Below are 26,904 nucleotides of genomic sequence, written 5' to 3'. Positions count from 1 at the left end.
GCGCGGGCGTCTTGCCCGGGAACGGCCGATGGAGTGACTTGGTTACGGGCCCGTACGGCATTCGGGTTACTCCAGGTGAACGCGGAGGGACGGGCCCCTTAAGGCCCGCCCCTCGAAAAGTGTCCGTTTCGTGGCTACTTGACCGCGCCCGCCATCACTCCGGACACGAACTGCTTCTGGAACGCGAAGAACACGGCCAGCGGGATCACCATGGAGATGAACGCGCCGGGAGCCAGCACGTCGATGTTGTTGCCGAACTGCCGTACCTGCGTCTGGAGGGCGACCGTGATCGGCTGCGTGCCCGACTTGGTGAACACCAGCGCGACCAGCATGTCGTTCCACACCCACAGGAACTGGAAGATGCCGAGCGAGGCGATCGCCGGGCCGCCCAGCGGCATCACGACCCGTGCGAACACGCGCAGTTCGCCCGCCCCGTCCAGCCGGGCCGCCTCCAGCAGCTCGCGCGGGATCTCCGCGAAGAAGTTCCGCAGCAGGAACACCGCGAACGGCAGACCGAAGCCGGTGTGGAACAGGATCACCCCGAGGATCGTCCCGAACAGCCCGATGTCGCCGAACAGTTCGGCGATCGGGATCAGCGCCACCTGGACGGGCACCACCAGCAGGCTCACCACGCCCAGGAACCACCAGTCCCGGCCCGGGAACTCCATCCACGCGAACGCGTACCCGGCCAGCGCCCCGATCACCACGACGAGGACGGTCGCCGGGACCGTGATCAGCACCGTGTTCACCAGGGAGTTGGTGATGTCTGAGTTCTCCAGCAGCTTCTGGTAGCTGTCCACGGTGAGCTGGGACGGCTTGGAGAACACCGTCCACCAGCCGCTCGCACTCATGTCCTGGGGCGTGCGCAGCGAGGAGACGAGCAGGCCGATGGTCGGCACCAGCCAGAACAGGCCCACGACGATCAGCACCGCACGGACCAGTCCGCCGCCCAGCTTCCCGGCGATCCGGGAACCGACCGACTGCCCGGCCCCGACCGTCCGGACCGGCTCGGTCTTCCCGACGCTTTCGGCGGTCGTCGTCATCGCCGCACCTCCCGCCGCAGCCGACGGATGTTGAATGCCATCACCGGGATCACCAGCAGCAGCAGGAACACCGAGATCGCGCTGGCGATACCCGGCTGGCTCTCCGCGAAGCCCTTGCGGTACAGCTCCAGCGCCAGCACGTTCGCGTCGTCCTGGGAGGAGCCCGGCGCGATGATGAACACCAGGTCGAACACCTTCAGCACGTTGATCATCAGCGTGACGACGACGACCGCCAGCACCGGCGCCAGCAGCGGCACCGTGACCTTGCGGAACACCTGCCACTCGGTGGCGCCGTCCACCCGCGCCGCCTCCAGCAGCTCCCGGGGCACGCCCGCGAGACCGGCCGCGATCAGCACCATCGCGAAGCCCGCCCACATCCACACGTACGCCCCGATGATCGCCGGGGTGACCAGGGCCGGGCCGAGCCAGTCGACCCCGTTGTACGGCTCCTTGAAATTGCTCGCGGGCAGCCTGAGCCGGGCCCCGTCGGCCGACGCGGGCAGGGCGAACGTGCCGTCACCGGCCGCCTCCGCCGAGGCGACCACCTTGCCGTCCTTCACCGCCTCGATCCGCATCCCGGCATAGCCCACCTCGGACGGATCGGGTGCGCCGAGCTTTCCGACGCCCTTGCCGCGGGTGAAGTCCTGCCAGGTGGTGCCGGTGACCTTCCCCGGCTCCGCTCGGGCGGCGGCGGCCTTGCGCACACCGTCCGGCAGCTGGTCCGGGGCGACGCCGACGAGCGGCAGACCGACCGGCTGCCCGGCGTGCACGGCGGCCTTGGTGACGAAGCCGCCGTCCTCGGCCACCAGCGGCGACTCCCGTCCCGGGTGGGCCTTCGGGAACGCCGACGACTGCGCGAACGTGTCGTGCACGCCCACCCACACCCCGTTCGCGACTCCCTTGTCCGGGTCCTGGTCGTACACCAGCCGGAAGATGATCCCGGCGGCCAGCATCGAGATCGCCATCGGCATGAAGACGACCAGCTTGAACGCCGTTCCCCAGCGCACCCGTTCGGTCAGCACCGCGAAGACCAGACCGAGCGCGGTGGAGACGGTCGGCGCGAACACCACCCAGATGACGTTGTTCTTCAGGGCGGTCCGGATGCTGTCGTCGGTGAAGAGGGTCGTGTAGTTGTCGAAGCCGGCGAAGCCGTCGCCGGAGGCGTTGTAGAAGCTGCGGACGAGCGAGTACCCGATGGGGTAGACCACGAGCGCGCCGAGCAGCACCAGCGCGGGCAGCAGGAACAGGGCTGCCACGGTCCTCCGGGTGCCGGTCACGCTCTTGCGACTGCGGGGTGCGGCGGGGCCCGGTGGGGCCCCGGCCGCCGCTGCCGACGCCATGGCCGGATCAGCCCCCGTTCCCGTAGGCCGCCGCCGCGTCCTTCTCCAGCTTCGCCTGGGCGCCCGCGACGTCCTTCGGGTTCTTCAGGAAGTCCTGGAGGTCCTTCCACTCACCCTTGCCGGGCGTCCCACCGAAGGCCTGCGGGGCCTGGTCGGACATGTCGAAGCGGAAGTCGTCGCCGGACGCGATCAGCGCCTTGGCGATCTTCTGCTGCACCGCGTTCGGGTACGCCGAGACCGGCACGTTCTTGTTCGGGGAGAGGTAGCCGCCGAGCTTCGCCTGGATCGTCGCCGCGTCCGGGGAGGCGAGGAAGGCGGCCAGGGCCTGCGCCGCCTTGGAGTCCTTCAGGATCACCGCCGCGTCACCGCCGGAGACCACCGGTGCGGCCGAGCCGACCGCCGGGAACGGGAACACCTTCGCGTCCGTCCCCACCTTCGCCTTGGTCTCACCGATGTTGACCTGCACGAAGTCGCCCTCGTAGACCATGGCCGACTTCGGCTGGTCGCCGCCGGTGAAGGTCTGGGTGACCGACTGCGGGAACTCCGTCTGGAGGGCGCCGTCCTGGCCGCCCGCCAGGTAGTCCTTCTTGCCCCAGACCTGTGCGAGGGTGGTCAGCGCCTGCTTCACCGACGGATCGGTCCACTTGATCTTGTGCTGGGCGAGCTGGTCGTACTTCTCCGGACCGGCCTGCGACAGGTAGATGTTCTCGAACCAGTCGGTCAGCGGCCAGCCGTCCGCGCCGGCCACCGAGAACGGCGTGACCCCGGAGTCGTACACCGCCTGCGACGCGGTCAGCAGGTCCTTCCAGGTCTTGGGTTCCTGGGCGCCCGCGTTCTCGAAGACCTTGGCGTTGTACCAGATCAGCGACTTGTTGGCGGCCTTGTAGTAGACGCCGTACTGCTTGCCGTCGACCTTGCCGATGTCCTGCCAGCCCTGCGAGTAGTTCTTCGCCAGCTCCTTCTGTCCCTCCGGTCCGATCGGTTTGGCCCAGCCCTTCTGCACGGCCTGCCTGATGGCGCCGGGCTGCGGCAGCAGCGCGACGTCCGGCGGCTGACCGCCCGCGATCTTCGAACCGAGGAAGTTGATGATCGGATCCTGCGCGGGCACGAAGGTGACCTTCGCGCCGGTGCGCTTCTCGAACTCGGCGAGGACCTTCTTGAAGTTGGCCTGCTCGGCACCGGTCCAGACGGCGGCCACCTCCAGGTGGGCGCCGTCCAGCTTCGGCAGGGTGACGGTGGAGCCGGTGGCCCCGCCGCTCTTCTCCCCGTTGTCCTTCTTGTCGTTGTCACTGCTGGAGCAGGCGGAGAGCGCCAGGGCTCCCGCGAGCAGGGTGGCGAGTGTGGTGACGGCCCTGTGGGCCCGGAACGTGCTGCTCTTGCTGCGCATCACTTCCCCGTTCGTCGTTCTCCGTTGAACGTCGTTGAACGTCAGAACTCTGTCCCGTGCGGTCCGGTCTACGCCGGGCCGCTCCGGGCGGGCAAGAGCGCCTGCGGTGTCGACCGGCGCATCGTGACCGGCTCGTGACCAGGGGTGTATGCGTACGGGTTTCCGGCGGCCCGGGGGCCGGCGGGATCACTCAGAGGAGGGACGGCACCTCCGCCGCCGCGACCTCGCGGGCCGCCCGCTCCACCGCGCTCGCCAGCAGGGCCAGGTCGGTCGGGCCGTTGCCCAGCTCCCGCACGGGCCGGCGGGCCGGCGGATCGCCCATGCGCTGCCAGTCCAGCGGGACGACCGTGGGCCGCTGGGTCGCGGTACGCGGGATACGGCCGGTCACCCGGCCGCCCTGGAGGCCCACGGCCCGCCCGTCCGCGTACGCCAGCCGTCCCCGTCCCGGAGCCGGCTGGTCCGGTCCCGGCTGCGGGGCGTCCAGCACCACCCGCAGGGACGCCCGGAGCGCCGGCTCCGACTCCGCCGTACGGCCGCCGGACGCGGCCGCCGCCACCAGATGCACACCGAGCCGCTCGCCCTCCCGGGCCACCGCCTCCAGCGCCCGTATCACCGATCCGGCGGCGGGCCGGCCCGGCGAACCGAGGGCGGGGGAGACCAGCGCGTCCAGGTCGTCGACGACCACCACCAGCCGCGGCAGCGGCGGCACCGCGGCGGCACGCTGCCGGGCCGCCGCGCCCGGCCGCAGCCGCAGGGTGGAGCTGGGCGGCGCCTCTATGTCACCGGAGGAAGCGGCGGACGAGCGCTGCCCGAGCGGGTCCCCGGAGGGGGACGAGCGCTGCCCGAGTGGGTCCCCGGAGGGGGACGAGCGCTGCCCGAGTGGGTCCCCGGAGGGGGACGAGCGCTGCCCGAGTGGGTCCCCGGAGGGGGACGAGCGCTGCGTCACCATCCGGCCGGACACCTCCCGGCCCGCGTGCCACCGGGCGAAGTCGGTCCGGCCCAGCAGCTCCGCCCGGCGCTTCAGCTCGGCGGCCAGCGACTGGGCGAACTCCCGCATGCGCACCGGGTCGTTGGCGATCAGGTGGGTGGTGACATGCGGTATGTCCGTGCACACGCGCAGGCCCTCACCGCGCCCGGAGCCGGTGCCGACCCCGTCCCTGCCGTCGAGCAGCACCACGGCCAGCCGGTCCGGCCGCTCGGCCGCGGCCAGCGAGGCGACCACGGTCCGCAGCAGCTCGGTACGGCCACTGCCGGCCGGCCCCTCGATCAGCAGGTGCGGCCCGTCGGCCACGAGGTCGGCGGTGACCGGACCGCGCGGCCCGGCACCGAGCACCGCCCGTGCCCGCCCGCCCAGCGACTCCGTGTCGTCGGCCGCGTCCGCCCAGCGCGCCATCAGGGACGCCGGCGTGGCCCGGGCCAGACCCAGCTCGTCCAGCAGCCGTGCCGACTGCGGCAGCGGCGCGGACACCAGCGCGAGCGGCTCGCCGGCCGGGCCGTCCGGGCGCAGCGGCGCCAGGGCCCGCGCGAACCGCTCCGCCCAGGCGGCGGAGACGGCGTCGACGGCGGCCTGCGTACCGGGTCCGGCGGGACCGCCCGGCGCGACCCGCAGCAGCTGGAGCCCGGCGGCGACGTCCCCGCTGAGCAGTGCCACGGCACCGCAGTGCCGGAACGTCGGCGTCACCGCGCACGCGGCCTCGTACGTCCGCGTCACGGGGGAGGCGGGCGAGGCGGGCTCGGTCTCGGCGAGACACACCACGTGGATCCCGGCCCGGGGCCCGGCCACGGCCAGCCGCGCGAGGGCGTCCCGCAGCGCGGAGCCGCCCGGGTCCCCGTCCACGACGACGACGGTGTACGGCCCCGCGAAACCCCCGGCACCGGCGGGTCCGGCGTCCGCCCTGGCCCACGAGGGACGGCGGGCGGCGCCTTCGCCGTCGGGGGGCGTGGCGACGCTGGCGGTGGAGCCGACGTCACCGGCACCGTGGCTGCCGACACCGACACCGACACCGACACCGACACCGGCACCGTGGCTGCCGACACCGGCACCGGCACCGTGGCTGCCGGGTGCGGTGCCGTGGCTGCCCGGAGCGGTCCCGTGGCTGCCGGGTGCGGTGCCGTGGTTGCCAGGAGCGGTGCCGTGGCTGCGGGGCGCGGTGCCGTGGCTGCCGGCACCAGCACCGGCACCGGCACCGTGGTTGCCGGGTGCGGTCCCGTGGCTGCCGGGTGCGGTCCCACGGCCACCGGAAACGGACGGAGGCTCCGCGGTGGGGGCGGCCGGGGCGGCGCCGGGGGCGTGCGCGCCCGCCGGACCGCGGGCGTGCGCGCCCGGACCGGGCACGGTGCCGTCGACGGGCACGCCCGGGGTGCCGGGATACGGGGCGGTCGGGGTGCCGGGACGCGGGACGGCCGTGGAGATGTCCGGGCCTGCGGGGTGCGGGCCCGTCGCGGAGGCGCCGGGGTTCGCGGGGTACGGGCCCGTCGCGGAGACGCCAGGGCTTGCGGGGTGCGGGCCGGCCGCGGAGACGCCGGGGTTCGCGGGGCGTGGGCCGGCTGCCGGACCATCGGGCGCCCCGGGGTGGGCGCCGGTGCCGGAAGGGCCGGGTGCCGGGGCGGCGGCGTCCGGCGTGCCCGGTGCGGACGGGCCGGCCGGGCTCGTGTCCCCGGCGCGGCCGCCGGACGTGCCGTACGGGGCGGTCCCGCCCCGGGCGCCGGGCTCCGCCGGGTCCGTGCCGCGCGGGGCGGCGGGGTGGGCCGTCGTCCGGCCCGTCGCCGCGTGGTCCTCCACCCGGCGCAGCAGTTCCTCCGTGCGGGCCGCCGCCTGTTCGCGGTCGTAGGCCAGCAGCAGACGGCAGTCCTGGCCGTGACCCGGCCGGACGTGCGGCAGCCAGCCCAGCCAGGCCCACTCGGCCGTACGGTCCGCCACCGGACGCGTGTGGTCCGCGCTGATCAGCACGATCTCCAGCAGATCGGGGGAGTGCAGCGCGGCGAGCTGGGCCAGTACCGCGCGGGCCAGCCCGGACAGCCGGGGGCGCGGGCCGGCCAGGCCCAGCGCGCCCGCCTCCCGCAGCGCGGCGGTCACCGGCACCGCCGGCAGCAGGCCCGAGCCGTCCGGTGCGCTCCGGTCGGCCGTGCCGAGCCGCACGGTCAGCGCCTCGGGGTGGCCCGGCCCGCGCTCCCACAGCCGGGGCCCGGGACCCAGCGCGGTGAGCAGCAGGGCGGCGGGGTCCGGCCAGGTCTCCGGCTGCCGCGGGACACCGGGCGCCGGGGCGCCGCCGGCGCGGACGGCCGTTCCGTCGTACGCCGCGGGGACGGCCGGCTGCTCCACGCGGCCGCCGGCCAGCCGGCGCGCCCAGGCCCCGAGCCCGCGCCGCCGGGTGCCCTGCGGGGCATCGGCCTTCCCCTGCCGGACGCCCGGGGGTACCTCGGTGCCCCGGACGGGCGTGCCCTTACGGCCGCCCGCCCGCACGCCCTCGCCGCCCGTCCCCCCGGCGTACCCGGCGCCCGCGCCGTAGTGCCCCGCGTCGGTGTCCCCGCCGGGTGCTGTGCCGGATGCGCCGTAGTGCCCCGTGTGGGTGTCGCCGCCGGGTGTCGTGCCGGATGCGCCGTACTGCCCCGCGTGGGTGTCCCCGCCGGGTGCCGTGCCGGACGCGCCGGAGCCGTGGTCCCGGCTCTCCACGCCCGGCGCCCCGGCCTGTCCCGGTACCACCGGGGACTGCCCGCGCCGGTGCTCCTGGGCTCCCGCACCGTCGCCGGAGGCGCCCCAGCCGGCGGAGTCGTAGGGGCCGTACGTGTGGTGCGTGGCTCCCCGGGCGGCGTTCCCCGGACCCGCGGACGGCGCTCCGGCCGCGCCCGGGTCCGCCGCACCGGCAGACGGCTGCCTCCCGCTCCGGGACCCGGCGCCCGCAGGCGGCGCCACCGTCCCCGCGGGAGCACCCGCGCCCGGCGAAGGCGACCGGCCGGCCGGCGCCCCGCCGCGGCCACGCGCGGCCGCCGGCGGCGACTGCTCCCCGCCGGGGCCGCCGGCACGCGGCGAACCGTCCCCGCCGCCCATCGTGATCCGCACGCACCCCTCTCCGTCGGGCACCGTGCGGATCCGCATCCCGGGCCCGCCGAACGGGGTCACCCGCAGGGCGGACTCGCCGATCCGCAGCAGACTGCCGGCGGCGAACCGCACCGGCCGGTCGGTCACGCGTGTGCCGTCGAGGGAGGTGCCGTTCGTGGAGCCGAGGTCGGCGACCGAGACGCGGCCGTCCGCGCCGACGGTGACCGCGCAGTGCAGACGGGAGACGTCGGGATCGTCCAGCGGGACGTCGGCGTCGGCGGAGCGGCCGACGGTGATCCGGCCGCCGTGCAGCAGATGGACCCCGCCCGCGTCCGGGCCCGCGACCACGTGCAGCTGGGTCGGGGCGTCGTCCAGCTCGGGGTGCGGCTCCGGGGCCGCCGGGGCGCCCAGGGACAGCACGGCGCCGTCGACCAGCGGGGGCTCGCCGAGGGTGCGGCGGCGGGGGTCGAGCCGCTCGGCGCCCGCGTACAGCACCACGGAGGCGCCGCCGGCCTCCCGCCCGGCGCCGCTCTCGCCGGTGACCGCCCCGGCCAGTGCCGACGCGACCGCGGCCAGCTCCGTGCCCGCGGGTGCCGTGACCAGCACGTCGCGGCACGCGGCGCGGCCCCGCTGCGGGGACGGGCCGAGCGGGTCTACGACGGTCAGCCGGATCTGCATCGGCGTCAGCGGTCCCTTCTGCGCGGGTCTGCGCGGGCGCGGACTTCCCCCCACCCCCACGAGCACGTCGGCCAGCAGCCGCCGGAGCCGTCCCGGCAGGCTGCTGGAGGCATCCTCGCACCTGCCACCGACGACGCGCCCGGGACCCGGACAGAAGTGATCTTGATTGGTCGGCTCTGCCCCCAAAAATGCCTGACCAGTACCCCGTCGGCGATCAGTTGAGATCGGTCACGTCCGGCCCCGGCAACCGGGAGACCGGGACGCGCGTCTTTCCGTCGAGCCTCTCGAACGTGCCCCGGAACACGTACGTACTGCCCTGGAGCACAGCACTACAGTGGGTCGGAACACCGGAATGCAGGCAAGCAAGCAACAGCAATCAGCAGGGAGCGCGTGACGTGCGGCCAGTCGGCAGCAAGTACCTGCTTGAGGAGCCGCTCGGACGCGGCGCCACAGGCACCGTCTGGCGTGCCCGCCAGCGCGAGACCGCGGGCGCCGAGGCGGCCGTGCCCGGACAGCCGGGAGAGACGGTCGCGATCAAGGTCCTGAAAGAGGAGCTGGCGAGCGACCCGGACATCGTGATGCGCTTCCTGCGGGAGCGCTCCGTCCTGCTCCGGCTCACCCATCCGAACATCGTCCGGGTGCGCGACCTGGTCGTCGAGGGCGACCTGCTGGCCCTGGTCATGGACCTCGTCGACGGCCCCGACCTGCACCGCTACCTGCGTGAGAACGGCCCCTTCAGCCCGGTCGCCGCCGCGCTGATGACGGCCCAGATCGCCGACGCCCTCGCCGCGAGCCACGCCGACGGCGTCGTCCACCGCGACCTGAAGCCCGCCAACGTCCTGCTCCAGCAGTACGACGGCCAGATGCACCCGATGCTGACCGACTTCGGCATCGCCCGCCTCGCCGACTCCCCGGGCCTGACCCGCACCCACGAGTTCGTCGGCACACCCGCGTACGTCGCCCCGGAGTCCGCCGAGGGCCGCCCGCAGACCTCCGCCGTCGACATCTACGGCGCCGGCATCCTGCTGTACGAACTTGTCACCGGGCGCCCGCCGTTCTCCGGCGGCAGCGCCCTGGAGGTTCTGCACCAGCACCTGAGCGCCGAGCCGCGCCGCCCCTCCACCGTCCCCGAGCCGCTGTGGACGGTCATAGAGCGCTGCCTGCGCAAGAGCCCCGAGCAACGGCCCAGCGCCGAGAACCTCGCGCGCGGGCTGCGGGTCGTCGCCGAGGGCGTCGGCGTGCACGCGAACGCCGCGCAGATCGCCGCGGCCGAGGGCGTCGGCGCGCTGCTCGCGCCCGACCCGGCCCCGGCCGCCGTCCCGGGCGCGCCCGGTGCCGCCGATCCCACCCAGGTGCTGCCGACCAACGCGCCGCAGGGGGCGTACGACCCGAACGCCGCGACCAGCGTGCTGCCGCACACCGGCGGCCCGGCCGGTGCCGCCGACCCCACCGCCGTCCTGCCGAACACGGGCGCGGCGGACCCGACGGCCGTGCTGCCGCCCGTCCCGCCGGGACAGCAGGGCCAGGGGCAGTACGGCCCGCAGGGACAGCAGCCCGAGCAGCCGCACCCCTGGCAGGGGCAGCTGCGGGCGGCCCGCGACCGCAACGAGCAGACCCAGGTCCAGTACCTGGACCCGGACGAGGACCCGCTGCGCCGCCGCCCCCAGCGGCAGGTCGCACCGCGGCCCCAGCAGCAGCCCCGCCCGGCCCCGCAGGGCCGCCCGCAGCAGCCGCAGCCCCGCGGCCGGCAGCAGGCCCCGGGATACGGCTACCCGCAGCAGCCCCAGCAGTACGCCCCGCCGCAGCAGCCGCAGCGGTACGCGCCGCCCGCCCCGCCGGAGCCGCAGCGGCCCGCGCGCGAGCCCCGGGCGCCGCGGCAGCGCAGCGCCAACCCGACGAAGATCCCCGGCCTCGGCTGCCTGAAGGGCTGCCTGTTCACGATCGTCATCCTGATCGTGGCGAGCTGGCTGGTCTGGGAGCTGACCCCGCTTCAGGACTGGATCGGCACCGGCAAGGGCTACTGGGACCAGCTGCACGACTGGGCCGGCAAGGTGGGCGGCTGGATCAAGGACCTGGGCGGCTCGTCCGGCAGCGGGAACTGATCCGGCGCGGCGACCGCGACCGGCCGGGCGGGGCGACCGCCGGTGATCGGGCGAACGCTGTGGGAACCGGCCGGGCGGGGCGACGGTCGGGGATCGGGCGATGCTGTGGGAACCGGTCGGGCGATGCTGTGGGAACCGGTCGGGCGGGGCGACCGCAACCGATCGGGCGAAGCAGCGGAAACCGATCGCTGGTTTAGGGATTTGTCGACATCTGCCGGGTGATTTCCGTCTCCGCGGTGAAGGTTGGCTCCATCGACGCGTAGTTTTATCGCTCAGGGTCCTGGTCCGTCGGCTGGGGGTCCGGGGGGACCGCCCCCCGGAATGACGCAGCAGCGACAACACGCGTCTGTAGGAGCAGTCTTGGCACGGAAGATCGGCAGCCGGTACACCGCGAACCAGATCCTGGGCCGGGGCAGCGCCGGCACGGTGTGGCTGGGGGAGGGACCGGACGGCCCCGTCGCCATCAAGCTGCTGCGCGAGGATCTCGCCTCCGACCAGGAGCTCGTCGGACGCTTCGTGCAGGAGCGCACCGCGCTGCTCGGCCTGGAACACCCGCACATCGTCACCGTGCGGGACCTCGTGGTGGACGGCAACGACCTGGCCCTGGTCATGGACCTCGTGCGCGGCACCGACCTGCGCACCCGGCTGGAGCGGGAACGGCGGCTCGCGCCCGAGGCGGCCGTGGCGATCGTCGCCGACATCGCCGACGCGCTGGCGGCGGCCCACGCGGCCGGGGTCGTCCACCGGGACGTCAAGCCCGAGAACGTCCTGCTCGACATGCGGGGCCCGCTGGGGCCGGGCGGATCCCATCCCGCCCTGCTCACCGACTTCGGCGTCGCCAAGCTGATCGACTCGCCGAAGCGGACCCGCGCCACGAAGATCATCGGCACCCCGGACTACCTGGCCCCGGAGATCGTGGAGGGCCTGCCGCCCCGCGCCGCCGTGGACATCTACGCGCTGGCGACGGTCCTGTACGAGCTGCTGGCCGGCTTCACGCCCTTCGGCGGCGGACACCCCGGCGCGGTCCTGCGCAGGCACGTCACCGAGACCGTCGTACCGCTGCCCGGCATCCCCGAGGAGCTGTGGCAGCTGCTGGTGCAGTGCCTGGCCAAGGCCCCCGCCTCCCGGCTGCGCGCCTCGGAGCTGGCGGACCGGCTGCGTGAGCAGCTTCCCCTGCTGGCCGGGATGCCGCCGCTGGACGTGGACGAGCCGGGGCTCGCCGAGGACGAGACGGAGGAGCCGGCGCCGGCCGCCGAACCGGGGGACGAGCCGGTACGGCGCCGGGGGGCCGTCTCGCTGGTCCCCGGGGCCAGGCCGGACTCCAACCGGGACACCCACACGTCGATGCGGGTGCCGGGGCCGGACGAACTGGCCGGCGGGGCCCACGGGACCGCTCGCGCTCCCCGGCCCGCCGGCGCGGCCCGGCCGGGCTCGGCCCGGCACCGGGCCGCCGTACGGCGCAGGAGGGTGACGCTGGGAGTGGCCGGAGTGGTCGTGGCCGCCGTCGTGGGCGTCGGGGCGTGGTGGGTGTCGGCCGACGGGGACGACCGGCCGGCGCCGGCCGACCACCGCACGTCGGCCCCCTGAGCCGGGGCTTCCCCGCCCCCGGCCCGGCCGCCTCGCGGGCGAGGGCTCACTGGGTGCTCGGCGGAGCCGTTACGCTGGAGGCGTGGCAGTCGTCGATGTATCCGAAGAGCTGAAGTCCCTCTCCTCGACCATGGAGTCGATCGAGGCCGTCCTGGACCTCGACAAGCTGAGGGCAGACATCGCCGTGCTCGAGGAGCAGGCGGCCGCGCCGTCCCTGTGGGACAACCCGGACGAGGCGCAGAAGATCACCAGCAAGCTCTCCCACCTCCAGGCCGAGGTCAGGAAGGCGGAAGGGCTGCGCGGCCGCATCGACGACCTCGCGGTCCTCTTCGAGATGGCCGAGGAGGAGGACGACCCGGACACCCGCGCCGAGGCCGAGTCCGAGCTGGCGTCCGTGAAGAAGGCGCTGGACGAGATGGAGGTCCGCACCCTCCTGTCCGGCGAGTACGACTCCCGTGAGGCGCTCGTCAACATCCGCGCCGAGGCCGGTGGCGTCGACGCCGCCGACTTCGCCGAGAAGCTCCAGCGCATGTACCTGCGCTGGGCCGAGCAGCGCGGCTACAAGACCGAGCTGATCGAGACGTCGTACGCGGAAGAGGCCGGCATCAAGTCGACCACCTTCTCCGTGCAGGCGCCGTACGCCTACGGCACCCTCTCCGTCGAGCAGGGCACCCACCGCCTCGTGCGCATCTCGCCCTACGACAACCAGGGGCGCCGGCAGACCTCCTTCGCCGGTGTCGAGGTGCTGCCCGTGGTCGAGCAGACCGACCACATCGAGATCGACGAGTCCGAGCTGCGCGTCGACGTCTACCGGTCCTCCGGCCCCGGCGGCCAGGGCGTGAACACCACCGACTCCGCGGTGCGCCTCACCCACCTCCCCACCGGCATCGTGGTCTCCTGCCAGAACGAGCGGTCGCAGATCCAGAACAAGGCCACCGCCATGAACGTCCTCCAGGCCAAGCTGCTGGAGCGGCGCCGGCAGGAGGAGCAGGCCAAGATGGACGCCCTCAAGGGCGACGGCGGCAACTCGTGGGGCAACCAGATGCGCTCCTACGTGCTGCACCCTTACCAGATGGTCAAGGACCTGCGCACCGAGCACGAGGTGGGCAACCCGGAAGCCGTGTTCAACGGTGAGATCGACGGGTTCCTGGAGGCCGGCATTCGCTGGCGCAAGCAGCAGGAGAAGTAACTTTGTCGACATGACAACTGCCGTCCGAAGGGCGGCAGTTGTCTTTTGTCTGGGTTCTACATCACACTCACAGGCTTCAATTCCCCGCAAACATCGCCTCGCCGGACATTGCGCCCGCAACGCCCTTGACGTTGCTTTGAAAAATCGGAAGGGTGAGGCGCGGCATGCGTACTTGAGGGGCGCATGTGAACCGGGGGATCGAGTAGTTGACGCGCTTCGTCACCAGCTGCCTCCGTCGATCACGGCACGCCCCACGCGACGCCTCATTGACGAACAGCTACTGGGGGTAGCAACCATATGACGAAGAAGACGCGGATCCGGGTCGCGCGGATAGCCGCCGGCGCCGTGATCGCGGCCGGTGCGTCGCTGACCGCAGCCGGCGCGGCGTCCGCCCTGGACCTCGACGTCCAGGCGGGCCCGATCAGCCTCGGCGTGAGCGGTGTCGGCGCCGACGGCGGCAACACCGAGGGCGGTACCGACGGCGGCTGCCCGATCGGCATCTGCACCACCGCCGGCACGGACGGCTCGAGCGGCGCCGCTGCCAGCGGTGGCGACGCCTCCACGGGCGGCGACGCCGCGACCGGTGGTGACGCCGCGACCGGTGGCGACGCCTCCACGGGTGGCGACGCCGCGACCGGCGGTGACGCCTCCATCGGCGGTGACGCCTCCATCGGTGGCGACGCCTCGATCGGCGGTGACGCTTCCATCGGCGGTGACGCTTCCATCGGCGGCGACAGCGGCACCGACGGCGGCAACGGCAACTCGGGTGGCAACGGCAACGGTGGCAACGGCACCGATGGCGGCAACGGCAACGGTGGCGACAGCGGCACCGACGGCGGTAACGGCAACTCGGGTGGCAATGGCAACTCGGGCGGCAACGGCAACGGTGGCGACAGCGGCACCGACGGCGGCTCCACCTCCGGTGACTCCGGCAGCACCGGCAGCACCGGCGGCACCGGTGGCAACCACACCACGCCCGACGGCGGCAACAACAACGTGCCCCAGGACGAGGGCTCCTCGGCGCTGACCGACACCGGCTCCGACACCTCGGCCCAGGGCGGCGACAAGCAGCTCGCCGAGACCGGTGCCGGCCAGACCGCGTTCCTGCTCGTCGGCGCCGCGACGATGATCGCCGGCGGCATCGGCTTCCGTGTCCTGCCGCGTCTGGTGACCGGTCGGGGCGGCGCCGCCGCCTGAGCGTAGCCCCGCGCTCACGCACCGCACGCACAGCACACACGTAAGGGCCCGGAGCTTGGCGCTCCGGGCCCTTACGGCGCCTTCCGCGAGCTTCCTACGCGGTCTGGTGCGCCAGCAGCGCCACCGCGGCGATCAGCACCGCCAGCAGCGCGATCAGCGCCATCGGGTTCAGCCCGTTCAGGCCCCCGAGGAAGCCCTCCTGCTGCAGTCGCTGGCGATTGGCACGGCACACCGGGCACCGGCCCTCGCTCACGGGCGCCGCGCAGTTCGCGCACACCAACCGGTCGTACGTCATGCGCTCGCCCTCCTTGCACCGGCCATCACATGTACAACGCTCGCGGGGACGGGAACGTTCCCCCCATCCACTGTGCCAGGTTCCGGAGGAGCATGCGCGGGGCCTCCGCAGAGGCGATGCGGACAGGGGGCGGTACAAATACGTACAAGTCTTGCGCAACCTCAACCTGCGACTGCACTTGCACACCCGGTTCGCGTATGGTCACGCTCATCTACCCCCGGCGACCCGTGGTGCATCCGTGATCCGATTCGACAACGTCTCCAAGGTCTACCCCAAGCAGACCCGCCCCGCACTCAGGGATGTCTCCCTCGAGGTGGAGAAGGGCGAGTTCGTCTTCCTCGTGGGGTCCTCCGGCTCCGGAAAGTCCACCTTCCTGCGGCTCGTCCTCCGCGAGGAGCGGTGCAGCCACGGTCAGGTGCACGTCCTGGGCAAGGACCTCGCGCGCCTCTCCAACTGGAAGGTGCCGCAGATGCGCCGCCAGCTGGGGACCGTGTTCCAGGACTTCCGGCTGCTGCCGAACAAGACGGTCGCGGAGAACGTGGCCTTCGCGCAGGAGGTCATCGGCAAGTCCCGCGGCGAGATCCGCAAGTCCGTGCCGCAGGTGCTCGACCTCGTCGGCCTCGGCGGCAAGGAGGACCGGAGGCCCGGTGAGCTGTCCGGTGGTGAGCAGCAGCGTGTGGCCATCGCGCGCGCCTTCGTCAACCGGCCCAAGCTGCTGATCGCCGACGAGCCCACCGGCAACCTCGACCCGCAGACCTCCGTCGGCATCATGAAGCTGCTCGACCGGATCAACCGGACGGGCACCACCGTCATCATGGCGACGCACGACCAGAACATCGTGGACCAGATGCGCAAGCGCGTCATCGAGCTGGAGAAGGGCCGCCTCGTCCGCGACCAGGCCCGCGGCGTCTACGGCTACCAGCACTGACCGCACCCAGCTCCCGAAAGGCCTGAAGAACCCGCCATGCGCGCCCAGTTCGTCCTGTCGGAGATCGGTGTCGGTCTCCGCCGCAATCTGACGATGACCTTCGCCGTCATCGTCTCCGTCGCCCTGTCCCTGGCCCTGTTCGGCGGCTCGCTGCTGATGAGCGACCAGGTGAGCACCATGAAGGGCTACTGGTACGACAAGGTCAACGTCTCGATCTTCCTGTGCAACAAGCACGACGCGGAGAACGACGTCCACTGCGCCAAGGGTGCGGTCACCGAGGACCAGAAGAAGCAGATCCTCGCGGACCTGAAGAAGATGCCGGTCGTCGAGAACGTGACCTCCGAGTCGCAGGACGAGGCGTACAAGCACTACAAGGAGCAGTTCGGCAACTCGCCGCTGGCCGGCTCGCTGACGCCGGACCAGATGCAGGAGTCGTACCGGATCAAGCTCAAGGACCCGCAGAAGTACCAGGTGATCGCCACCGCGTTCAACGGGCGCGACGGCGTGCAGTCGGTGCAGGACCAGAAGGGCATCCTGGACAACCTCTTCCAGCTGCTGAACCTGATGAACCGGGGCGCGCTCGGCGTGATGGCGATGATGCTGATCGTCGCCCTCCTGCTGATCGTCAACACCGTGCGCGTCTCGGCGTTCAGCCGCCGGCGCGAGACCGGCATCATGCGCCTGGTCGGTGCCTCGGGCTTCTACATCCAGGCGCCGTTCATCGCCGAGGCCGCGGTCGCCGGGCTCATCGGCGGCGGCCTCGCCTGCGTGGGCCTCGTGGTCGGCCGCTACTTCACCATCGACCACGGCATGGACCTCTCCCACAAGCTCACGCTGATCAACTTCGTCGGCTGGGACGCGGTGTTGACCAAGCTGCCGCTGATCCTCGCAACCAGCGTGCTGATGCCGTCCCTTGCGGCGTTCTTCGCGCTGCGCAAGTACCTGAAGGTGTGACGCATGCCAAGAGGGCCGTACGAGCATCCGCCCGTACGGCCCTTCGCGTTGTCCTAGACTCACCGCCATGTCAGGCCGTGACCCGTTCTGTCAGCCCCGCCGCATCCACCGCGGGGCCGCCCTGACATTGGTCTTCGCCGGTGTGCTGATCGCCGGCGCCGCCACCGGATCCTTCCCGGAGCCCGACGGCCCCGCGCGGAAGGCCGTCGCCGGGCCGGTGGGCCCGGCCAGCCGGCACGAGGCCGTCGAGGAGGCCGCCGCCGAGGCGATGGCCGACGGCAAGTCCCCCATGGAGGCCGCCGAACGCGCCGTGAGCCGCAGCGGAGACCGCTGGGGCGCCGTCTACTCCGAGGGCGAGTACGAGGAGTTCCAGGACGCGCTCGACGGCCGGTACACCGGCGTCGGCCTGTGGGCACGCCAGGAGCCGGACGGCCGGATCGAGGTCACGAAGGTGCAGCCGGGCTCGCCCGCGGCCGCGGCCGGGATCCGCACCGGCGACCGGCTGCGCAGCGTCGACGGCGACCGGGTCGACGGGCGGCCGGTCACCGAGGTGATCGCCTTACTCCGCGGGGACGCCGAGGACGACCCGGCGGGCACGACGGTCACCCTCGGCCTCCAGCGCGGCACGCGCGCGTGGAGCGAGACCCTGCACCGGGCCCGGCTGTCCACCGACTCCGTGACCGCACGCCGGCTGCCCGACGGGGTCACCGTCCTGAAGATCTCCGCGTTCACCAAGGGCTCCGCCGACGCGGCCCGCGAGGCCCTGCGCGCGGCCCCGGCCGACGGGCGCACGGTCCTCGACCTGCGGGGCAACTCGGGCGGCCTGGTCACCGAGGCGGTGCGGACCGCCTCCGCCTTCCTGGACGGCGGCCTGGTCGCCACCTACGACGTCGACGGCGACCAGCGCTCCCTGCACGCCGCCCCGGGCGGCGACACCGCCCGGCCCCTGGTGGTGCTCGTCGACGGCGGCACCATGAGCGCGGCCGAGCTGCTCACCGGCGCCCTTCAGGACCGGGGCCGCGCGGTGGTGATCGGCTCCCGCACCTTCGGCAAGGGCTCCGTGCAGATGCCGACGAAACTGCCCGACGGCTCCGTGGCCGAGCTGACCGTCGGCCACTACCGCACCCCCTCCGGACACACGGTCGACGGCCGGGGCATCACACCGGACCTGGAGGCGGGGCCTTGGCCCCTGCGGCGGGCCGCGAGGGTCCTCGCGGGCCTCGGCGACGCGTCGTGACCCCGTTAATGCGCTTCCCCCACACCCCCTCCGTGGTGCGAAAATGGTCGGCACTATGAGCAAGGGAATGTACGTACCCAAGGAGTCCCAGCCCAAGCAGGGCGGAGGGGCCGCCAAGGCCAGGGACGGCGAGAAGGGCGGCAAGCGCAAGATCGTCGCCCAGAACAAGAAGGCCCGGCACGACTACGCGATCATCGACACCTACGAGGCCGGGATCGTACTCATGGGCACCGAGGTCAAGTCGCTGCGCGAGGGGCGGACCTCGCTGACCGACGGCTTCGTCCAGATCGACCGGGGCGAGGCGTGGCTGCACAACGCCCACATCCCCGAGTACCACCAGGGCAGCTGGACCAACCACTCCGCGCGCCGCAAGCGCAAGCTGCTCATGCACCGCGAGGAGATCGACAAGCTGGAGTCGAAGTCCCAGGAGACGGGTCACACGATCGTGCCCCTCGCCATCTACTTCAAGGACGGCCGGGCGAAGGCAGAGATCGCCTTGGCGCGGGGCAAGAAGGAGTACGACAAGCGGCAGACGCTGCGGGAGAAGCAGGACCGGCGGGAGTCGGACCGGGCGATCGCGGCGGCGAAGCGCAGGCAGCGCGGCGTCTAGCGGCCCGACCCACGGGAATAGGCTGGCACCGTCGTGCGTTGGTCACGTACGATGGCACTGCACCCCACAGAGGGTGCGCGCCCCTCCACCCGGAGGGATTGAAAAAACAACATGGGGATGATCGGTTTCGACAGCGGCTGTCGAAGCAGGGGAAGCGTGTCGAGGAAGCGGCAATGATCTCGTAAACCATATGTCGCAAAAAATAATCGCCAACACCAAGCGCGATTCCTTCGCCCTCGCTGCCTAAGTAGCGACTTGCGAAGTGTCAGCCCGGGGCTGTTCCCGACCCGGATCCTGGCATCAGCTAGGGAACTAAACCTTGATCCCGGTCACGGGGTGAAGAGGGAAACCAAACAGTGACTGAGCCCGTCGGCGACTTGTTCGCGTGATCGCCGGGGCTGAGAAAATCACAGCGGACTGCACACGGAGAAGCCCTGATTCCGCACCGTTGGACGCGGGTTCGATTCCCGCCATCTCCACGATCGGGAGGCTCCCGAGCCTCCTTTCCCATGTGGGCGAAGGCCCCGCCGCTCCGCGCGGCGGGGCCTTCGTCATGCCTGCGCCGGGTCGTTCCGGCCCACGTCGCGGGCTGAGCGCAGGCCGGCGAGCAGGGCCAGGGCGCCCGCCGCGGCCGGTACCGCGAAGGCGGCGACGGGGGAGAGGTGCTCCGTCGCCCAGCCGCCCGCCGCCGAGCCGCAGGCGATGCCGGCGAGCAGCCCGGTCACCATCAGGCTCATGCCCTCGTTCAGCCGGTCGGCCGGGGTGCGCTCCTGCACCAGGGTCATCGCCGTGACCATGGTGGGCGCGGTCGCCATGCCCGCGACCAGCAGCGCACCGGCGAGCGCCACGAGCGAGCCCGTGGTGGCCGCCGCCCAGGGCAGCGTCATGAGTACCGCCATGGCGGCCAGACACCGGTGCAGCCGGGGCGCGGCCGGTTTCAGCGCTCCGTACACCAGCCCCGCCGCGCACGAGCCGGCCGCCTGGAGGGCGAGCACGGCACCCGCCGCCGCACGGTGTCCCTGTGCGTCGGCGTAGGCGATGGTGGTGACCTCCATCGAACCGAACACCGCGCCGGTGGCCGTGAAGCAGATCAGCAGCGGCGGGATGCCGGGGCTGCGCAGCGGCGACGGCGCCTTGGAGCGGGCCTGCGGCGGCGGCTCGGTCGCCCGCTGGGCGGTGAACAGCGCCATCCCGGCCGTCAGCAGCACCGCGCCCACGAGTGTGCCCGCCTCCGGGAAGAGCGTCCCGGTCAGGAAGGACGCGAGCACCGGTCCGAGCATGAAGCACAGCTCGTCCGCGGCCTGCTCGAACGCGTTCGCCATGTGCAGGGTGCCGGGTTCGTCGCGCAGCAGGTGGGCCCAGCGGGAACGGGACAGGCCGCCGATGTTGGGGGTGGTCGCGGTGCAGGCGTAGGCGGCGAACAGGGTCCAGTCGGGGGCGCCGTAGCGCACGCACAGCAGCAGTGCGAGGCTGCCGAGCGCGGAGACGGCCGTGGCCGGCAACGCGATCCGGGCCTGCCCGTGCCGGTCGACCAGCCGGGCGAGCCAGGGCCCGGCCACCGCGGTCGCCGCGAGCCCGGTCGCGGTGACCGCGCCGGCGAGGGCGTACGAGCCCCGGGCCCCGGCGATCATCACGACCGCGCTCACACTGAACATCCCCATGGGGAGGCGGGCGATGAGGTTCCCGGCGGTGAAGGCGCGGGCGCCGGGGAGCCCGAAGAGGCGCCGGTACCCCGCGAAGTGTCGGCTGCGGGCCCGTATCGGGTCGTCCTTGGTGGTCTGCTGCGGCATGCGGCTACCGTCACCCGAAGCGGATCACCGGGTCCAACACCTTGTGGATACCGATTGACGCACTGGCGTTGTAGGTTCGCCGCTATGCCCGCCCCCGCCGCCCACCCGGACCCCCGCCTGCTGCGCGCCTTCGTCGCCGTCGCCGAGGAACTGCACTTCACCCGGGCCGCGGCCCGCCTGTACGTCGCCCAGCAGGCGCTCAGCCGGGACGTGCGGCGACTGGAGCGGGAGCTGGGTGCCGAGCTGTTCCTGCGGACCACCCGGCAGGTCACGCTGACCCCGGACGGCGAACGCCTGCTGCCGCACGCGCGCCGGGTCCTCGCCGCCCAGGACGACCTGCTCGCCGCGTTCGCCGCCGGGCAGGCCCGTCCGCTGCTGGTGGACCTCAATTTCCAGGGGCTGGTCACCGGGCACCGGGTGCTGCACCGGGCGCGTGAACTCGTCGCGGACTGCGAGCTGATGGCCCGGTACGAGAGCGGTCTGACCGGAGCCGCCGGGGAGTTGCTGGCCGGCCGGCTGGACGTCTCCTTCGGCCGTTTCGCCGGCCTGGACCCGGCACTGCGTTCCGGACTCGCGCACCAGCCCGTGCGGTACGAGCCGATGGCCGTCGTGCTGCCCGAGGACCACCCGCTGGCCGGGCTGCCCGAGGTCCCGCTGGCCGCGCTGGCCGGGGAGACGGTCTACGCCGGTGCCGGCAACCCGCGCACCCGGGAGTGGACCGGCCTGGCGTGCGCGCTCTTCGAGGGGCGCGGCATCCGCCTGGCCGCCCCGCTCCCGCTGGCCGTCGGGGACGAGGAGTTCGAACGGATCATGGCCAAGAACCGGAATCCGGTGCTGGCCGTGGTGGACTTCCCGGCCATGACCCGGCGGGTGTGCAGGCCCCTGGTCTCGCCCGTGCCGCTGTCACCGGTCTCGCTGGTGTGGCGCAAGGGCCTGGCCCACCCCGGCCTGGACGCACTGCGCACGGCGGCGCGGGAACTCGCGGAGGCGGAGGGGTGGCTGCGGCGGCCGGACGACGGGTGGCTGCCGGCGGCCGACGAGGGCGTCCTGAACGCCGGTGAGCCAGGGCGTGGGACGCGGACACCGGCACGCCGGTGAGCGACGGGTGTGAGACCGACCGGCCCGTGAGCGAGGGGCGTCAGACCGACACCGGCACGTGGGCGAGGGGTGAGAGGCGGACGCCGGCACGCTCCCGCCCGCGTGACGACGAGGTCAGGCGGGCTGCCACAGTTCGAGCCGGTTGCCCTCGGGATCGGTGACCCAGCCGAACCGGCCGACCCCCTCCATGTCCTGGGTCTCCGCAGCCACGTCCGCACCCTTGGCGCGCAACTGGGCGAGCATCGCATCCAGGTCGCGCACCCGGAAGTTGAGCATGGTCCGCTGGGCGGGGGAGCCGAAGTAGCCGGTCTCGGACTCGAACGTCGCGAACACCGTCACCCCCGCCTCCTGACGCCACACACCGTGCTCGTCGGCGTCCAGGCCCAGGCAGTCGCGGTACCACGCGCCCAAGGCCTCGGGGTCGGCCGCCCGCACGAAGTATCCGCCGATACCCAGTACACGTTCCATGCCGCCATCCTGCCAGGACGGCGACCGGGCGCGCAGGCACCACACCATCGCCCGCCGCACACCCCGTTCCCCTGCGGGGCGAGTCGTGTGGGCGGTCGCGGGCGGCGCGCGGCCCCCACGTCGAGCTGACATACCGTCAACTTGTTGCCTTGGCCCGCCTCCAGGCCTCCGTACGGCCGTGCCCCGGCAGTGCCGACGGCCGACGGCATCCGTGATGGCTCTGTGACGCGCCGGTGGGCAACGAACCACGGACCCCGGCTGTCCGAAGGGTGAGTGCTCGTCAGGGAGCGCTCCCTCAGGGTCCTACATGCGACAAGGAGGCGTTGATGAGACGTCCCGTCCGCAGATCCATCTTCCGGGCCGGGCTCGGACTCGTGGCGGCCACCGTGCTGGCCGCCGGGTCCGGTGCCGCTGTGCCCGCGCTGGCCGCCGACGGCGACCCGCTGCCGGTGAGGATCACCGGCGAGAACCACGTCGACCTGTCGCTCCAGGGCGACAACGGTGATCCGGCCGAGCCGCAGATCACCCTGCGCCTCGCGGCACCCGGCAGCGACGAGCCGGGCGACGACGGGGAGGTGCCCGTCGCCCACCAGGGCCGCTACAGGATCACGATCGATGCCGGCGGCCTGGCGGGCGTCGCGCAGGCGAAGCTCCCCTGCACCACGAGCGGTGCGACCGCCACCTGCGAGGGCGACCGGATCCACGCCGGGGAGAAGGCCGACGTGCTCGGCGGCATCCGCCTCGACATCCCCGCCGGCGGCTCACCCAGGCGGTTCGGTGAGATCACGGTCACCGGCGAGGGCGAGGGCGTCGCCTTCGCGCCGCTCCACATCCAGGTGGTGGTGAGCGACTCGAGGATCGTCAGCCACGAACTGCCCGCGCCGGGGGTCGGCGTGGGCGGCACCTGGGGCGCACCGCTCGGCCTGCGCAACGCCGGGCGCGCGCCCGCGGACGGCGTCGTGCTGCGCTTCCGCGGCACTCGCGGTCTGAACTTCCCCGACAGCTACGGGAACTGCGTCTACCGGCACACCACCGACGGCCCCCTTAAGGACCAGGGCACCGACGCGATCTGCGCTGTCTCCGGCGTCTACGAGGCGGGGGCGGCCTACGAGGTGACCGAGCCGCTGAAGGTGAAGACCGCCGCGTTCGCCCTGAACGACCTCTTCACCTACAGCTTCGCCCCGGCCGACGCCGGGCAGGCGAAGGCCCTGCCGAAGACCGGCGGCTACACCCCGGGCACCGGCGCGCCGCTGACCCTGAGGAAACTGGCGGGCACCCCCTCGGGCGTCTATTCCAGCAAGGGCACGGCGTGGCTGCCCCAGGACAACTCCTACGACATCCTGATCACGGGCGACTCGGCGCGGGGCGCGGTGGGCGACAAGGTGACGGTGAACGTCGGCTTCCGCAACCTCGGCCCCGCCTGGGTCCGGGGCCTCGAACCCCCGGACGACGACCCGATGCTCGTGTATGTCGCCCTGCCGCCGGGCACGACGGCGACCAAGATCCCCGAGGACTGCTGGGCCGGCCGGCTCGACGACGGCTCGGACGGCTACGGGTGCTGGGCGCACACGCCGGTCCTGGAGGACGCGAACCTGACCTTCCCGTTCGAGCTGCGCATCGACAAGGTCGTGGAGAACGCCAAGGGCAGGATCCGGATGCAGCCCTTCGACTACCCGAGTGAGCCCGACCAGGACAACAACTCGGCATGGATCGTCCTGAACGCCGCCGACGACGACGGGAGCACGCAGGGAACCACCGGCGGCCCCTCGGCCGATCCGAGCCCCAGCGCCCCCGGCGGTCCCTCGGCCGATCCGAGCCCCGGGGCCTCCGGCGGCGACACGTCCGGCTCCACCGGCGCGACCGGTGGTGACGGCCCGGCCTCCTCCGGTGGCACCTCCGGCGGCGGGCTCGCGTCGACCGGCGCCGGCGGCGCCGTGCTCCTCGGAGGCGGCGCGCTCCTCGCCCTGGGGCTGGGCGCGGTGCTCGTCGTCGTCGTGCGCCGCAGGTCGGCCTGAGGATCCGCACCACTGTGGGCCGAGGCAGCGGCCAGGGGGCCGGTGCGCCCCTCGGACGGCCTCGGCCCCTGGCCTAGGGCCTCTCGTTCGGATCATGCCGGGCTGATCCGAACGAAGAACCCTAGGCGTCCGCGTACTTCGCGTCCGCCGCCGGGTCCAGGGCCAGGCGGTAACCCCGCTTCACCACCGTCTGGATGAGCTTCGGGGCCCCGAGGGCCGTGCGGAGGCGGGCCATCGCCGTCTCCACGGCGTGTTCGTCGCGGCCCGCCCCCGGGAGGACCCGGAGCAGGTCGGCGCGGGACACGACCCAGCCGGGCCGGCGGGACAGAGCGCGCAGCAGGGCCATGCCGGCCGGGGGGACCGGCTTGAGGCCGCCGTCGACCAGGACCGCGTGGCCGCGGATCTCCACCTGGTGGCCGGCCACGGGCAGCGACCGGGCGCGGGCCGGGAGCTCCTGGCACAGGAGCTGGACCAGCGGGCCGAGGCGGAAGCGTTCCGGCTGGACCGTCTCCACCCCGTGGGCCTGGAGGGGCAGCGCGGTGACCGGGCCCACGCAGGCCGCGAGGACGTCGTGGGCCAGGACCGGCAGCAGCTCGTCCAGCAGGCCGCGGTCCGCCGCGCGGGCCAGGAGGGAGGCCGCGGCGGGGGCGCTGGTGAAGGTGACGGCGTCCAGGCCGCGGGTGACGGCCGCGTCCAGCAGGCGGTCCAGGGGGCCGAGGTCCTCCGGGGGCATCCAGCGGTAGACCGGGACCTGGAGCACCTCCGCCCCGGCGGCACGCAGCGACTCGACGAAGCCGGGGAGGGGTTCGCCGTGGAGCTGTACGGCGATGCGGTCGCCGTCGACGCCCTCCTCCAGGAGGCGGTCGAGCACCTCCGCCAGGGATTCCGAGGAGGGCGACCACTCCTCGGTGAGGCCGGCCGCCCGTATGGCGCCCTTGACCTTCGGGCCGCGGGCCAGCAGCCGTACCCCGCGCAGCCGGCCGAGCAGCTGCTCGCCCAGCCCCCAGCCGTCGGCGGCCTCGACCCAGCCCCGGAAGCCGATCGCGGTGGTGGCCACCACGACGTCCGGCACCTCGTCGATGATCTCCTTCGTGGCAGCGAGCAGTTCGCTGTCGTCGGCGAGCGGCACGATCCGCAGGGCGGGGGCGTGCAGCACGCTGGCGCCGCGCCGCTGGAGCAGGGCGCCGAGTTCGTCCGCCCGGCGCGCGGCGGTGACGCCCACGGTGAACCCGGCGAGGGGACCGTGCTCGGGTTGCTGCTCTTCGTCGTTCATGGACTCTCCTAGCTGACCGGCACGCCGATCGAGCCTGTCAACGATCCGTGACAGGCTCGGTTCGGCTTGATGTCACCGGTGTTACGTCACACCTCGGCGTAGCTGAGCTGGGCCTTCGACTCCGAAGCGGCTGCCGTGGCCGCAACCTTCCCGGCGGGGCGGCGAAGGTATACGGCCCAGGTGACCACGAAGCAGACAGCGTAGAAGGCGAGGAAGGCGACGAACGCGCCGGTGCCGGAGCCGTAGGCGAGGAAGGACTGGCGGAAGGCGAGGTTGATACCGACGCCGCCGAGCGCGCCGACGGCTCCGATGAGGCCCATGGCGGCGCCGGACAGCCGCCGGCCGTGGGCGACCGCCGCCTCACCCTCCAGCCCCTCGGCCAGGGCCTTGGCCTGGAAGATGCCGGGGATCATCTTGAACGTGGACCCGTTGCCGAGCCCGCTGAGCGCGAACAGCACGACGAAGACGGACACGAACAGCGGCAGCGACTTCTCCATGCCGGCCACGACGAGCACGGCGGTGGCGGCGGCCATGGCGACGTAGTTCCACAGGGTGATGCGGGCGCCGCCGAAGCGGTCGGCGAGCCGGCCGCCGATGGGGCGGACGAGGGAGCCGAGCAGCGGGCCCATGAAGGTGAGGTACGCCGCCTGGAGCGGGGTCCGGCCGAACTGGTTCGTCAGCACCTGGCCGAAGGCGAAGCTGTAGCCGATGAAGGAGCCGAAGGTGCCGATGTAGAGGAAGGCCATGATCCAGGTGTGGGCGTCCTTCGCGGCGTCCTTGGCCGCGCCGGTGTCGTTGCGCACCGTGGCCAGGTTGTCCATGAACAGCGCGGCGAGGACGGCGGCCACGACGATCAGCGGGATGTAGATCCCGAGCAGCAGGCGCGGGCCGCCGCCGGCGCCGATGACGGCGAGCGCGGCCAGCTGGATGACGGGCACGCCGATGTTGCCGCCGCCGGCGTTGAGACCGAGCGCCCACCCTTTCCTCCGCAGCGGGAAGAAAGCGTTGATGTTGGTCATGGAGGAGGCGAAGTTGCCGCCGCCGATCCCGGCCAGCAGGCCCACCAGGAGGAAGGTGGAGAACGACGTCCCCGGTTCCATCACCACGAACGCGGCGACGGCCGGGACGAGGAGCATGCTCGCCGACAGGACCGTCCAGTTGCGGCCGCCGAAGACGGCCACGGCGAAGGTGTACGGCACCCGGACGACCGCGCCGACCAGCGTGACCACCGAGGTGAGCAGGAACTTGTCGGCGGGGGTCAGGCCGTACTCCGGGCCCATGAACAGGACCAGCACGGACCACAGGGCCCAGACGGAGAACCCGATGTGCTCGGAAAGCACGGAGAACCAGAGGTTCCGGCGCGCGATCCGCTCCCCTGTCGCGTTCCAGAAACCCTCGTCCTCCGGATCCCAACGCTCGATCCAGCGGCCACCGCGATGGGTTGGGGCTGGGGCTGTCATCACGCCTCCACGATGCTCCGGCTGCTCGGTCTGCCGACCACTGACTGGGCCCGAAGGTAGGGACGGCGCGTTTCGGGCCCTGTGGCCGCGGATGACCGGAAGGGAACGTTGCTCTCACTCGACGGGGGAGCCACCGGTGAGACGGCTTCTTGCGGGGTCATGGCGGGCCCGGGCCCGGCCACCGGTGCGATCCGGTGCCTCCACCACGGTGACG

At 73.0% G+C, this 26,904-nt stretch carries 19 protein-coding genes and 1 other RNA gene; 11 read left to right on the top strand and 9 right to left on the bottom strand.

Translation table 11 applies throughout. The features are described from left to right. Window positions 1-134: 134 nt before the first annotated feature. The 4 genes from JK361_RS12350 to JK361_RS12335 form a co-directional block, all read right to left on the bottom strand. Window positions 135-1,043, bottom strand: coding sequence for a carbohydrate ABC transporter permease (locus JK361_RS12350; RefSeq protein ID WP_201815888.1), 909 nt, complete (start codon window positions 1,041-1,043; stop codon window positions 135-137). Beyond that, window positions 1,040-2,320: a carbohydrate ABC transporter permease gene (locus JK361_RS12345; protein ID WP_201815887.1), complete on the bottom strand. Its 1,281-nt coding sequence runs from the start codon at window positions 2,318-2,320 to the stop codon at window positions 1,040-1,042. The genes JK361_RS12350 and JK361_RS12345 overlap by 4 nt, the downstream gene beginning before the upstream one ends. A gap of 70 nt (window positions 2,321-2,390) precedes the next feature. After that, complete coding sequence (locus JK361_RS12340) at window positions 2,391-3,770, bottom strand: ABC transporter substrate-binding protein (protein ID WP_201815885.1); 1,380 nt, start codon at window positions 3,768-3,770, stop codon at window positions 2,391-2,393. A gap of 190 nt (window positions 3,771-3,960) precedes the next feature. Then, complete coding sequence (locus JK361_RS12335; RefSeq protein WP_201815883.1) at window positions 3,961-8,487, bottom strand: FHA domain-containing protein; 4,527 nt, start codon at window positions 8,485-8,487, stop codon at window positions 3,961-3,963. A 395-nt stretch (window positions 8,488-8,882) separates the two neighbouring features. Here JK361_RS12335 and JK361_RS12330 point away from each other — a divergent pair, with 395 nt between their 5' ends. The 4 genes from JK361_RS12330 to JK361_RS12315 all read left to right on the top strand — a co-directional run bounded on the left by JK361_RS12330 (window position 8,883) and on the right by JK361_RS12315 (window position 14,562). Further along, window positions 8,883-10,589 (top strand): serine/threonine-protein kinase, encoded by a 1,707-nt coding sequence (locus JK361_RS12330; RefSeq protein WP_201815881.1) that lies wholly within the window; start codon window positions 8,883-8,885, stop codon window positions 10,587-10,589. A gap of 360 nt (window positions 10,590-10,949) precedes the next feature. Continuing rightward, window positions 10,950-12,176, top strand: a complete 1,227-nt coding sequence (locus JK361_RS12325) for a serine/threonine-protein kinase (protein WP_201815880.1) — start codon at window positions 10,950-10,952, stop codon at window positions 12,174-12,176. Between the two features lie 82 nt (window positions 12,177-12,258). After that, window positions 12,259-13,365 (top strand): peptide chain release factor 2, encoded by a 1,107-nt coding sequence (prfB, locus tag JK361_RS12320; RefSeq protein WP_201815878.1) that lies wholly within the window; start codon window positions 12,259-12,261, stop codon window positions 13,363-13,365. Between the two features lie 297 nt (window positions 13,366-13,662). Then, on the top strand, window positions 13,663-14,562 hold the full coding sequence (locus JK361_RS12315) for a hypothetical protein (RefSeq protein ID WP_201815877.1): 900 nt from the start codon (window positions 13,663-13,665) through the stop codon (window positions 14,560-14,562). A 94-nt stretch (window positions 14,563-14,656) separates the two neighbouring features. Here JK361_RS12315 and JK361_RS12310 read toward each other — a convergent pair whose 3' ends face one another. Further along, window positions 14,657-14,857, bottom strand: coding sequence for a hypothetical protein (locus JK361_RS12310; protein ID WP_201815876.1), 201 nt, complete (start codon window positions 14,855-14,857; stop codon window positions 14,657-14,659). A gap of 238 nt (window positions 14,858-15,095) precedes the next feature. Between JK361_RS12310 and ftsE the strand changes: the two genes are divergently transcribed. The 5 genes from ftsE (at window position 15,096) to ssrA (ending at window position 19,068) form a co-directional block, all read left to right on the top strand. Continuing rightward, complete coding sequence (gene ftsE / locus JK361_RS12305) at window positions 15,096-15,785, top strand: cell division ATP-binding protein FtsE (protein WP_020940379.1); 690 nt, start codon at window positions 15,096-15,098, stop codon at window positions 15,783-15,785. Window positions 15,786-15,821: 36 nt separating this feature from the next. Further along, window positions 15,822-16,739 (top strand): permease-like cell division protein FtsX, encoded by a 918-nt coding sequence (gene ftsX / locus JK361_RS12300; RefSeq protein ID WP_201815875.1) that lies wholly within the window; start codon window positions 15,822-15,824, stop codon window positions 16,737-16,739. Window positions 16,740-16,806: 67 nt separating this feature from the next. Next, a complete protein-coding gene (locus tag JK361_RS12295; protein WP_201815874.1) occupies window positions 16,807-17,976 on the top strand; it encodes a S41 family peptidase in 1,170 nt (389 codons plus the stop codon). 67 nt (window positions 17,977-18,043) lie between these two features. Next, a complete protein-coding gene (gene smpB / locus JK361_RS12290) occupies window positions 18,044-18,586 on the top strand; it encodes an SsrA-binding protein SmpB (RefSeq protein ID WP_236052889.1) in 543 nt (180 codons plus the stop codon). Between the two features lie 113 nt (window positions 18,587-18,699). Then, window positions 18,700-19,068, top strand: a transfer-messenger RNA (tmRNA) gene (gene ssrA, locus JK361_RS12285). 69 nt (window positions 19,069-19,137) lie between these two features. On the opposite strand, the gene JK361_RS12280 is transcribed toward ssrA, so the two are convergent. Beyond that, window positions 19,138-20,376 carry an MFS transporter gene (locus JK361_RS12280; RefSeq protein WP_201815873.1) on the bottom strand — a complete coding sequence of 413 codons (1,239 nt, stop codon included), beginning with the start codon at window positions 20,374-20,376 and terminating at the stop codon, window positions 19,138-19,140. A gap of 84 nt (window positions 20,377-20,460) precedes the next feature. Between JK361_RS12280 and JK361_RS12275 the strand changes: the two genes are divergently transcribed. Beyond that, window positions 20,461-21,474, top strand: coding sequence for a LysR family transcriptional regulator (locus JK361_RS12275; RefSeq protein WP_201815872.1), 1,014 nt, complete (start codon window positions 20,461-20,463; stop codon window positions 21,472-21,474). A gap of 114 nt (window positions 21,475-21,588) precedes the next feature. Here the strand turns inward: JK361_RS12275 and JK361_RS12270 are convergent, their stop codons facing one another. Then, a complete protein-coding gene (locus JK361_RS12270) occupies window positions 21,589-21,942 on the bottom strand; it encodes a VOC family protein (protein WP_201815871.1) in 354 nt (117 codons plus the stop codon). Window positions 21,943-22,268: 326 nt separating this feature from the next. Here JK361_RS12270 and JK361_RS12265 point away from each other — a divergent pair, with 326 nt between their 5' ends. Continuing rightward, a complete protein-coding gene (locus JK361_RS12265; protein WP_201815869.1) occupies window positions 22,269-23,957 on the top strand; it encodes a hypothetical protein in 1,689 nt (562 codons plus the stop codon). 121 nt (window positions 23,958-24,078) lie between these two features. On the opposite strand, the gene JK361_RS12260 is transcribed toward JK361_RS12265, so the two are convergent. Then, window positions 24,079-25,230, bottom strand: coding sequence for a uroporphyrinogen-III synthase (locus tag JK361_RS12260; RefSeq protein WP_201815867.1), 1,152 nt, complete (start codon window positions 25,228-25,230; stop codon window positions 24,079-24,081). Window positions 25,231-25,316: 86 nt separating this feature from the next. Then, entirely contained in the window at window positions 25,317-26,690 is a 1,374-nt protein-coding gene (locus JK361_RS12255) for a nitrate/nitrite transporter (protein ID WP_201815865.1), read from the bottom strand. Window positions 26,691-26,904 lie beyond the last annotated feature (214 nt).

It is taken from the genome of Streptomyces musisoli, from assembly GCF_016741855.1.
In the GTDB taxonomy this organism is placed as follows: domain Bacteria; phylum Actinomycetota; class Actinomycetes; order Streptomycetales; family Streptomycetaceae; genus Streptomyces; species Streptomyces musisoli.
This window is presented reverse-complemented; position numbering and strand designations above follow the sequence as displayed.

Coding starts and splice junctions, on each gene's coding strand:
- JK361_RS12275 (WP_201815872.1), top strand. CDS start 20,461: ATGCCCGCCCCCGCCGCCCACCCGGACCCCCGCCTGCTGCGCGCCTTC.
- JK361_RS12295 (WP_201815874.1), top strand. CDS start 16,807: ATGTCAGGCCGTGACCCGTTCTGTCAGCCCCGCCGCATCCACCGCGGG.
- JK361_RS12350 (WP_201815888.1), bottom strand. CDS start 1,043: ATGACGACGACCGCCGAAAGCGTCGGGAAGACCGAGCCGGTCCGGACG.
- JK361_RS12335 (WP_201815883.1), bottom strand. CDS start 8,487: ATGCAGATCCGGCTGACCGTCGTAGACCCGCTCGGCCCGTCCCCGCAG.
- JK361_RS12265 (WP_201815869.1), top strand. CDS start 22,269: ATGAGACGTCCCGTCCGCAGATCCATCTTCCGGGCCGGGCTCGGACTC.
- JK361_RS12340 (WP_201815885.1), bottom strand. CDS start 3,770: ATGCGCAGCAAGAGCAGCACGTTCCGGGCCCACAGGGCCGTCACCACA.
- JK361_RS12315 (WP_201815877.1), top strand. CDS start 13,663: ATGACGAAGAAGACGCGGATCCGGGTCGCGCGGATAGCCGCCGGCGCC.
- JK361_RS12310 (WP_201815876.1), bottom strand. CDS start 14,857: ATGACGTACGACCGGTTGGTGTGCGCGAACTGCGCGGCGCCCGTGAGC.
- JK361_RS12260 (WP_201815867.1), bottom strand. CDS start 25,230: ATGAACGACGAAGAGCAGCAACCCGAGCACGGTCCCCTCGCCGGGTTC.
- smpB (WP_236052889.1), top strand. CDS start 18,044: ATGTACGTACCCAAGGAGTCCCAGCCCAAGCAGGGCGGAGGGGCCGCC.
- ftsX (WP_201815875.1), top strand. CDS start 15,822: ATGCGCGCCCAGTTCGTCCTGTCGGAGATCGGTGTCGGTCTCCGCCGC.
- JK361_RS12280 (WP_201815873.1), bottom strand. CDS start 20,376: ATGCCGCAGCAGACCACCAAGGACGACCCGATACGGGCCCGCAGCCGA.
- JK361_RS12270 (WP_201815871.1), bottom strand. CDS start 21,942: ATGGAACGTGTACTGGGTATCGGCGGATACTTCGTGCGGGCGGCCGAC.
- JK361_RS12255 (WP_201815865.1), bottom strand. CDS start 26,690: ATGACAGCCCCAGCCCCAACCCATCGCGGTGGCCGCTGGATCGAGCGT.